The organism is Cellulosimicrobium cellulans (assembly GCF_001722485.1).
GTDB lineage: Bacteria > Actinomycetota > Actinomycetes > Actinomycetales > Cellulomonadaceae > Cellulosimicrobium > Cellulosimicrobium cellulans_A.
This window is the reverse complement of record NZ_LWGL01000133.1, coordinates 1-8,898: the sequence shown is the minus strand read 5'-3', so window position 1 is coordinate 8,898 and position 8,898 is coordinate 1. Positions and strand designations below refer to the sequence as shown.

Here is an 8,898-nt window from a genome sequence, read left to right as displayed (position 1 = left end):
GTCGTGCCGGAGCGGGCGGCGGCGCTGCGGGCCGGCTGCCCGGACGGCGACCTGTTCGCGGTGCACGTCGCGGCGCTCGACGCGCTGGTCGTGGCGTGGCGCGGGCAGGGGCCCGTCCACCTGCCCGGGGACCGTCGGGCGCACCGCGCGTGTGGCAGGCTGTCCCTGGGCCTGCCGGACCGTCCTCCCGGACCGCCGCGGCCGTCCCCCCGACCCGACCCCCCACCCCTGGAGTGACCCCCGTGGATGCATCGGACGTCGCCGGCGACCTGGAGAACGTGCTCCTCACCGAGGAGCAGCTCGGCAGCAGGCTCGACGAGATCGCCGCGCAGATCGACCGTGACTACGCGGGCAAGGACCTCCTGCTCGTCGGCGTGCTCAAGGGCGCGGTCATGGTCATGGCCGACCTCGCGCGCCGCCTCAGCCACCCGATCGAGATGGACTGGATGGCCGTCTCGTCCTACGGGTCGGGCACCAAGTCGTCGGGCGTCGTGCGGATCCTCAAGGACCTCGACGCCGACCTCACGGGCCGCAACGTGCTCATCGTCGAGGACATCATCGACTCCGGCCTGACGCTGTCGTGGCTCCTGTCGAACCTGCGCTCGCGCGGCCCGGAGTCGGTCGAGATCGCGGCGATGCTGCGCAAGCCCGACGCCGCGAAGACGGACGTCGACGTGCGCTACGTGGGCTTCGACATCCCCAACGAGTTCGTCGTGGGCTACGGCCTCGACTACGCCGAGAAGTACCGGAACCTGCCGTTCGTGGGCACCCTGGCGCCGCACGTGTACTCGAGCTGAACCGGAGGCGGCCACACCGCCGTCCACGCGGCCACGCCCTGGGCGAACAGGGCCGGGATCCACAGCCGACGTCAAGGTGGAGCGTGTAGTTTCGAGCCCGAACACTTGCGCGAGCGGAGGGATCCGGGGCCCCGCGCCCCGTCGCCGATGAACATCAAGAAGATTCTCAGTGGGCCGATCGTCTGGATCGTGCTCGGCCTCGTGATCCTGTGGATCGCGTTCACGACGCTGTCGCGCCCCACGGTCCAGCGCATCGACACGTCGGCGGGCCTCGAGCTGCTCGCCGGCGACACGGTCGAGCAGGCGCTCATCGTGGACGGCGACCAGCGCGTCCGCCTCACCCTGTCCGAGCCCTACGTGGTGGACGAGGGCGCCGAGGACGAGCAGGACTACGGCACGAACGTCGAGTTCTTCTACGTCGCCCCGCAGGGCGAGGCGGTCGTCGACGCCGTCGTGGCCGCGGAGCCGGCCGACGGCTACAACTCCGAGGTCGCCCAGCCGTCGTTCTGGTCCTCGCTGCTCGGGCTGCTCATCCCGTTCCTCATCATCGGCGTGCTGTTCTGGTTCCTGCTCTCGCGGATGCAGGGCGGCGGGTCGCGCGTCATGGGCTTCGGCAAGTCGCGCGCGAAGCTCGTCTCGAAGGACACCCCGCAGGTGACCTTCGCGGACGTCGCGGGCGCCGACGAGGCGGTCGAGGAGCTCCACGAGATCAAGGAGTTCCTCTCCGAGCCGGCCAAGTTCCAGGCCGTCGGCGCGAAGATCCCCAAGGGCGTGCTGCTGTACGGCCCGCCCGGGACGGGCAAGACCCTGCTCGCGCGCGCCGTCGCGGGCGAGGCCGGCGTCCCCTTCTACTCGATCTCCGGCTCCGACTTCGTCGAGATGTTCGTCGGCGTCGGCGCGAGCCGCGTGCGCGACCTGTTCAACCAGGCCAAGGAGAACGCCCCGGCGATCATCTTCGTCGACGAGATCGACGCCGTCGGCCGCCACCGCGGCGCCGGCATGGGCGGCGGGCACGACGAGCGCGAGCAGACGCTCAACCAGCTCCTCGTCGAGATGGACGGGTTCGACGTCAAGACGAACGTCATCCTCATCGCGGCGACGAACCGCCCCGACATCCTCGACCCCGCCCTCCTTCGCCCGGGCCGGTTCGACCGCCAGGTCGCGGTCGAGGCGCCCGACCTCAAGGGCCGCGAGGCGATCCTGCGCGTGCACGCGCGCGGCAAGCCGATCGTCGAGGACATCGACCTCGCCGCGGTCGCGCGCCGCACGCCGGGCTTCACCGGCGCGGACCTCGCGAACGTGCTCAACGAGGCCGCGCTCCTCACCGCCCGCAGCGGCGCCCAGCTCATCGACGACCGCGCGCTCGACGAGGCGATCGACCGCGTCGTCGCCGGCCCGCAGAAGCGCACGCGGGTGATGAACGTCAAGGAGCAGAAGATCACGGCGTACCACGAGGGCGGCCACGCCCTCGTCGCCGCGGCGATGCGCTACACGGACCCGGTCACGAAGGTGACGATCCTGCCGCGCGGCCGTGCGCTCGGCTACACGATGGTCATGCCGACGGAGGACAAGTACTCCACGACGCGCAACGAGCTGCTGGACCAGCTCGCGTACGCCATGGGCGGGCGCGTCGCCGAGGAGCTCGTGTTCCACGACCCCACGACGGGCGCCTCGAACGACATCGAGAAGGCCACGGCCATCGCCCGCAAGATGGTCACCGAGTACGGCATGAGCGAGCGCGTCGGCGCGATCAAGCTCGGCAGCGGCTCCGGCGAGCCGTTCCTCGGCCGCGACATGGGCCACCAGCGCGACTACTCCGAGTCGGTCGCCGGGACGGTGGACCACGAGGTGCGCAAGCTCGTCGAGGCCGCGCACGACGAGGCGTGGGAGGTGCTCACGCACTACCGCGACGTGCTGGACGCCCTCGTGCTCGAGCTGCTCGAGAAGGAGACGCTCAACCAGGCTGAGCTCGCGCGGGTCTTCGCGCCCGTCGAGAAGCGCGCCCCGCGCGACGTCTGGCTCTCGAGCGAGCAGCGCGCCGTCTCGCAGCGCGGCCCCGTCCTCACGGACGCCGAGCGCGCCGCGCAGAACGGCCACCCGGTCATCCCGCAGGACGAGGCGGCGGCCGCGAGCGACGAGCTCCCGCCGGAGCGGATCGGCGAGGTCCCGGCCGACGCGCCGCTCGACCGCGCCCTGGGCGGCGAGGGCCCTGGCGACGGCGTGACGGACGTGCGCGGAGCGGGGCAGGGCTGATGTCCGGCGACGGCACGATCACGCGCGCCGCGTCGGCCGCGGACCTGCCCGCGCCGGCGCAGGTGCCGCCGTACGACGCGGAGCGCGCCGAGGCGGCGGTCCGCGAGCTGCTGCTCGCGGTCGGGGAGGACCCCGACCGGGAGGGGCTGCGGGAGACCCCGGCCCGCGTCGCGCGCGCCTACCGCGAGATCTTCGCGGGGCTGCGCCAGGAGCCCGGCGACGTCCTCACGACGACGTTCGACCTCGGCCACGAGGAGATGGTGCTCGTCAAGGACATCGAGGTGTACTCGACGTGCGAGCACCACCTCGTGCCGTTCCACGGCGTCGCCCACGTCGGGTACATCCCCAACGTGGACGGCCGGATCACGGGCCTGTCGAAGCTCGCGCGCCTCGTCGAGGTCTTCGCGCGCCGCCCGCAGGTCCAGGAGCGGCTCACCTCGCAGGTGGCCGACGCGCTCGTCGAGCACCTCGAGCCGCGCGGCGCGATCGTCGTGGTCGAGTGCGAGCACCTGTGCATGTCGATGCGCGGCGTGCGCAAGCCCGGCTCGCGCACCGTGACCTCGGCGGTCCGCGGCCAGATGCGCGACGCCGCGACCCGGGCCGAGGCGATGAGCCTCATCCTGGGCCGCTAGCGGCGTGGTGCACGTCGCCGGGCTGGAGGCGCTGGAGGGTCTCGGCCGCACTCTCGTCATGGGCGTCGTCAACGTGACCCCCGACTCCTTCTCCGACGGCGGCGAGTGGTACGAGCCGGACGCCGCCGTCGCGCACGGCCGCGAGCTGCTCGACGAGGGCGCGGACGTCCTCGACGTCGGCGGGGAGTCCACGCGGCCGGGGGCCGGACGCGTGCCCGTGGAGGAGGAGCTCGCGCGGGTCCTCCCGGTCGTGTCGGCGCTCGCCGCGGACGGCGCGGTCGTGAGCGTCGACACGACGCGCGCGGTCGTCGCGGAGCGGGCGGTCGCCGCGGGCGCCCGCATCGTCAACGACGTCTCGGGCGGGCTCGCCGACCCGGACATGGCCGGCGTCGTGGCCCGCACCGGGGTCGCGTACGTGTGCATGCACTGGCGCGGGCACGCGGACGTCATGGACGACCTGGAGCGCTACGACGACGTCGTGACCGACGTGCGCGCGGAGCTCTCCGCGCGCGTCGACGCCCTCCTGGCCGCCGGGGTGCGGCGCGACCAGATCGTCCTCGACCCGGGTCTCGGCTTCTCGAAGGCGGGCTCGGCGAACTGGCCGCTGCTCGCCCGGCTCGGCGAGCTCGAGACCCTCGGTCTGCCCGTCCTCGTCGGCGCGTCGCGCAAGAGGTTCCTCGGCCACCTCCTCGCGGGCCCCGACGGGCAGCCCGCGCCGCCCCTGGCGCGCGACGACGCGACCGCGGCGGTGACGACCCTCGCCGCCGCGGCGGCGAGGGTCGTCACCGCCGCGGTCGCGTCGTCGCGCGCCAGGGGCGGCGCGGGCTGCCCGTCGGGGCCCGCGAGGAGGTGGCCGAGGAACCTCTTGCGCGACGCGCCGACGAGGACGGGCAGACCGAGGGTCTCGAGCTCGCCGAGCCGGGCGAGCAGCGGCCAGTTCGCCGAGCCCGCCTTCGAGAAGCCGAGACCCGGGTCGAGGACGATCTGGTCGCGCCGCACCCCGGCGGCCAGGAGGGCGTCGACGCGCGCGGAGAGCTCCGCGCGCACGTCGGTCACGACGTCGTCGTAGCGCTCCAGGTCGTCCATGACGTCCGCGTGCCCGCGCCAGTGCATGCACACGTACGCGACCCCGGTGCGGGCCACGACGCCGGCCATGTCCGGGTCGGCGAGCCCGCCCGAGACGTCGTTGACGATGCGGGCGCCCGCGGCGACCGCCCGCTCCGCGACGACCGCGCGCGTCGTGTCGACGCTCACGACCGCGCCGTCCGCGGCGAGCGCCGACACGACCGGGAGGACCCGCGCGAGCTCCTCCTCCACGGGCACGCGTCCGGCCCCCGGCCGCGTGGACTCCCCGCCGACGTCGAGGACGTCCGCGCCCTCGTCGAGCAGCTCGCGGCCGTGCGCGACGGCGGCGTCCGGCTCGTACCACTCGCCGCCGTCGGAGAAGGAGTCGGGGGTCACGTTGACGACGCCCATGACGAGAGTGCGGCCGAGACCCTCCAGCGCCTCCAGCCCGGCGACGTGCACCACGCCGCTAGCGGCCCAGGATGAGGCTCATCGCCTCGGCCCGGGTCGCGGCGTCGCGCATCTGGCCGCGGACCGCCGAGGTCACGGTGCGCGAGCCGGGCTTGCGCACGCCGCGCATCGACATGCACAGGTGCTCGCACTCGACCACGACGATCGCGCCGCGCGGCTCGAGGTGCTCGACGAGCGCGTCGGCCACCTGCGAGGTGAGCCGCTCCTGGACCTGCGGGCGGCGCGCGAAGACCTCGACGAGGCGCGCGAGCTTCGACAGGCCCGTGATCCGGCCGTCCACGTTGGGGATGTACCCGACGTGGGCGACGCCGTGGAACGGCACGAGGTGGTGCTCGCACGTCGAGTACACCTCGATGTCCTTGACGAGCACCATCTCCTCGTGGCCGAGGTCGAACGTCGTCGTGAGGACGTCGCCGGGCTCCTGGCGCAGCCCCGCGAAGATCTCGCGGTAGGCGCGCGCGACGCGGGCCGGGGTCTCCCGCAGCCCCTCCCGGTCGGGGTCCTCCCCGACCGCGAGCAGCAGCTCGCGGACCGCCGCCTCGGCGCGCTCCGCGTCGTACGGCGGCACCTGCGCCGGCGCGGGCAGGTCCGCGGCCGACGCGGCGCGCGTGATCGTGCCGTCGCCGGACATCAGCCCTGCCCCGCTCCGCGCACGTCCGTCACGCCGTCGCCAGGGCCCTCGCCGCCCAGGGCGCGGTCGAGCGGCGCGTCGGCCGGGACCTCGCCGATCCGCTCCGGCGGGAGCTCGTCGCTCGCGGCCGCCGCCTCGTCCTGCGGGATGACCGGGTGGCCGTTCTGCGCGGCGCGCTCGGCGTCCGTGAGGACGGGGCCGCGCTGCGAGACGGCGCGCTGCTCGCTCGAGAGCCAGACGTCGCGCGGGGCGCGCTTCTCGACGGGCGCGAAGACCCGCGCGAGCTCAGCCTGGTTGAGCGTCTCCTTCTCGAGCAGCTCGAGCACGAGGGCGTCCAGCACGTCGCGGTAGTGCGTGAGCACCTCCCACGCCTCGTCGTGCGCGGCCTCGACGAGCTTGCGCACCTCGTGGTCCACCGTCCCGGCGACCGACTCGGAGTAGTCGCGCTGGTGGCCCATGTCGCGGCCGAGGAACGGCTCGCCGGAGCCGCTGCCGAGCTTGATCGCGCCGACGCGCTCGCTCATGCCGTACTCGGTGACCATCTTGCGGGCGATGGCCGTGGCCTTCTCGATGTCGTTCGAGGCGCCCGTCGTGGGGTCGTGGAACACGAGCTCCTCGGCGACGCGCCCGCCCATGGCGTACGCGAGCTGGTCCAGCAGCTCGTTGCGCGTCGTGGAGTACTTGTCCTCCGTCGGCATGACCATCGTGTAGCCGAGCGCACGGCCGCGCGGCAGGATCGTCACCTTCGTGACCGGGTCCGTGTAGCGCATCGCCGCGGCGACGAGGGCGTGGCCGCCCTCGTGGTACGCCGTGATCTTCTGCTCCTTGACGTTCATCACCCGCGTGCGCTTCTGCGGGCCGGCGACGACGCGGTCGATCGCCTCGTCGAGCGCGCGGTCGTCGATGAGCTGGGCGCCGCTGCGGGCGGTGAGGAGCGCGGCCTCGTTGAGCACGTTCGCGAGGTCCGCGCCGGTGAAGCCCGGCGTGCGGCGCGCGACCGCGGCGAGGTCGATGTCCTCGACGATCGGCTTGCCGCGCGCGTGCACGCGCAGGATCGCCTCGCGGCCCTTGAGGTCGGGCGCCTCGACCGCGACCTGGCGGTCGAACCGGCCCGGGCGAAGGAGGGCGGGGTCGAGGATGTCGGGGCGGTTCGTCGCCGCGATGAGGATGACGTTCGTCTTGACGTCGAACCCGTCCATCTCGACGAGGAGCTGGTTGAGCGTCTGCTCGCGCTCGTCGTGCCCGCCGCCCATGCCGGCGCCGCGGTGGCGGCCGACGGCGTCGATCTCGTCGACGAAGATGATCGCCGGGGCGTTCTCCTTGGCCTGGTTGAACAGGTCGCGCACGCGGCTCGCGCCGACGCCGACGAACATCTCGACGAAGTCGGAGCCGGAGATCGAGTAGAAGGGGACGCCGGCCTCGCCCGCGACGGCGCGCGCGAGCAGGGTCTTGCCCGTCCCGGGCGGGCCGTACAGCAGCACGCCCTTGGGGATCTTCGCGCCGACGGCCTGGAACTTGGCCGGCTCGGAGAGGAACTCCTTGATCTCGTGGAGCTCCTCGACCGCCTCGTCGGCGCCCGCGACGTCCGCGAAGGTCACCTGCGGGGTGTCCTTCGAGACGAGCTTCGCGCGCGACTTGCCGAAGCCCATGACGCGCGACCCGCCGCCCTGCATCCGCGAGAGCAGGAACCAGAACAGCACGCCGATGATGAGGAACGGGATGAGCAGCCCGAGCAGCGAGGACCAGAACGACGGCTGGGCGACCTCGGAGTTGTAGCCGTCGGCCGGCTCCGCGGCCACGACGGCGTCGACGACCGCCTCGCCCTGCGGGGCGACGTAGAAGAACTCGACGTTCGTGCCGTAGTCCTGCTCGTCCTCGGCGCCCTCGTCCACCACGTAGGGCTCGGACAGGGTGAGGCGGACGCGCTGGTCGCCGTCCACGATGAGCGCCTGCTCGACCGTGTCGCCGGCGAGCAGCTCGAGGCCCGCCGACGTGTCGATGCGCTGGACCGTGGGGCGCGACAGCGTCGTGAACGCGATCCACAGGATCACGAGGCCGAGCACGATCCAGACGATCGGCCCACTGAGAATCTTCTTGATGTTCATCGGCGACGGGGCGCGGGGCCCCGGATCCCTCCGCTCGCGCAAGTGTTCGGGCTCGAAACTACACGCTCCACCTTGACGTCGGCTGTGGATCCCGGCCCTGTTCGCCCAGGGCGTGGCCGCGTGGACGGCGGTGTGGCCGCCTCCGGTTCAGCTCGAGTACACGTGCGGCGCCAGGGTGCCCACGAACGGCAGGTTCCGGTACTTCTCGGCGTAGTCGAGGCCGTAGCCCACGACGAACTCGTTGGGGATGTCGAAGCCCACGTAGCGCACGTCGACGTCCGTCTTCGCGGCGTCGGGCTTGCGCAGCATCGCCGCGATCTCGACCGACTCCGGGCCGCGCGAGCGCAGGTTCGACAGGAGCCACGACAGCGTCAGGCCGGAGTCGATGATGTCCTCGACGATGAGCACGTTGCGGCCCGTGAGGTCGGCGTCGAGGTCCTTGAGGATCCGCACGACGCCCGACGACTTGGTGCCCGACCCGTAGGACGAGACGGCCATCCAGTCCATCTCGATCGGGTGGCTGAGGCGGCGCGCGAGGTCGGCCATGACCATGACCGCGCCCTTGAGCACGCCGACGAGCAGGAGGTCCTTGCCCGCGTAGTCACGGTCGATCTGCGCGGCGATCTCGTCGAGCCTGCTGCCGAGCTGCTCCTCGGTGAGGAGCACGTTCTCCAGGTCGCCGGCGACGTCCGATGCATCCACGGGGGTCACTCCAGGGGTGGGGGGTCGGGTCGGGGGGACGGCCGCGGCGGTCCGGGAGGACGGTCCGGCAGGCCCAGGGACAGCCTGCCACACGCGCGGTGCGCCCGACGGTCCCCGGGCAGGTGGACGGGCCCCTGCCCGCGCCACGCCACGACCAGCGCGTCGAGCGCCGCGACGTGCACCGCGAACAGGTCGCCGTCCGGGCAGCCGGCCCGCAGCGCCGCCGCCCGCTCCGGCACGAC

General features: G+C 73.1%; 6 protein-coding genes and 4 pseudogenes. 5 read left to right on the top strand and 5 right to left on the bottom strand.

Annotated features, from left to right (window positions below; all coding sequences use genetic code 11):
* The 5 genes and pseudogenes from JZ5iCDA_RS19415 to folP (JZ5iCDA_RS18460) all read left to right on the top strand — a co-directional run.
* Nucleotides 1-237, top strand: a pseudogene (locus JZ5iCDA_RS19415) (hypothetical protein); the annotation flags it as partial.
* A 5-nt stretch (nucleotides 238-242) separates the two neighbouring features.
* Nucleotides 243-797 (top strand): hypoxanthine phosphoribosyltransferase, encoded by a 555-nt coding sequence (gene hpt / locus JZ5iCDA_RS13205; protein WP_069387592.1) that lies wholly within the window; start codon nucleotides 243-245, stop codon nucleotides 795-797.
* A 147-nt stretch (nucleotides 798-944) separates the two neighbouring features.
* Nucleotides 945-3,050, top strand: a complete 2,106-nt coding sequence (ftsH, locus tag JZ5iCDA_RS13200) for an ATP-dependent zinc metalloprotease FtsH (protein WP_083260005.1) — start codon at nucleotides 945-947, stop codon at nucleotides 3,048-3,050.
* Nucleotides 3,050-3,682, top strand: a complete 633-nt coding sequence (gene folE / locus JZ5iCDA_RS13195) for a GTP cyclohydrolase I FolE (RefSeq protein ID WP_069387593.1) — start codon at nucleotides 3,050-3,052, stop codon at nucleotides 3,680-3,682. Before ftsH (JZ5iCDA_RS13200) ends, folE (JZ5iCDA_RS13195) begins: the two co-directional genes overlap by 1 nt.
* Before the next feature lie 58 nt (nucleotides 3,683-3,740).
* Nucleotides 3,741-4,394, top strand: a pseudogene (gene folP / locus JZ5iCDA_RS18460) (dihydropteroate synthase); the annotation flags it as partial.
* 110 nt (nucleotides 4,395-4,504) lie between these two features.
* Here the strand turns inward: folP (JZ5iCDA_RS18460) and folP (JZ5iCDA_RS18005) are convergent.
* The 5 genes and pseudogenes from folP (JZ5iCDA_RS18005) to JZ5iCDA_RS19410 all read right to left on the bottom strand — a co-directional run.
* Nucleotides 4,505-5,158, bottom strand: a pseudogene (gene folP, locus JZ5iCDA_RS18005) (dihydropteroate synthase); the annotation flags it as partial.
* A gap of 58 nt (nucleotides 5,159-5,216) precedes the next feature.
* Nucleotides 5,217-5,849, bottom strand: coding sequence for a GTP cyclohydrolase I FolE (gene folE / locus JZ5iCDA_RS13180; RefSeq protein WP_069387593.1), 633 nt, complete (start codon nucleotides 5,847-5,849; stop codon nucleotides 5,217-5,219).
* Nucleotides 5,849-7,954, bottom strand: coding sequence for an ATP-dependent zinc metalloprotease FtsH (gene ftsH / locus JZ5iCDA_RS13175; RefSeq protein WP_083260005.1), 2,106 nt, complete (start codon nucleotides 7,952-7,954; stop codon nucleotides 5,849-5,851). Before ftsH (JZ5iCDA_RS13175) ends, folE (JZ5iCDA_RS13180) begins: the two co-directional genes overlap by 1 nt.
* 147 nt (nucleotides 7,955-8,101) lie before the next feature.
* The gene (hpt, locus tag JZ5iCDA_RS13170; RefSeq protein WP_069387592.1) at nucleotides 8,102-8,656 is read right to left on the bottom strand and encodes a hypoxanthine phosphoribosyltransferase; all 555 of its coding nucleotides are present in this window, start codon (nucleotides 8,654-8,656) and stop codon (nucleotides 8,102-8,104) included.
* Nucleotides 8,657-8,661: 5 nt separating this feature from the next.
* A pseudogene (locus JZ5iCDA_RS19410) lies at nucleotides 8,662-8,898 on the bottom strand (hypothetical protein); the annotation flags it as partial.

Excerpts from the sequence above, each read along its gene's own strand:
- ftsH (WP_083260005.1), top strand. The coding sequence starts at position 945 with ATGAACATCAAGAAGATTCTCAGTGGGCCGATCGTCTGGATCGTGCTC.
- folE (WP_069387593.1), top strand. The coding sequence starts at position 3,050 with ATGTCCGGCGACGGCACGATCACGCGCGCCGCGTCGGCCGCGGACCTG.
- folE (WP_069387593.1), bottom strand. The coding sequence starts at position 5,849 with ATGTCCGGCGACGGCACGATCACGCGCGCCGCGTCGGCCGCGGACCTG.
- ftsH (WP_083260005.1), bottom strand. The coding sequence starts at position 7,954 with ATGAACATCAAGAAGATTCTCAGTGGGCCGATCGTCTGGATCGTGCTC.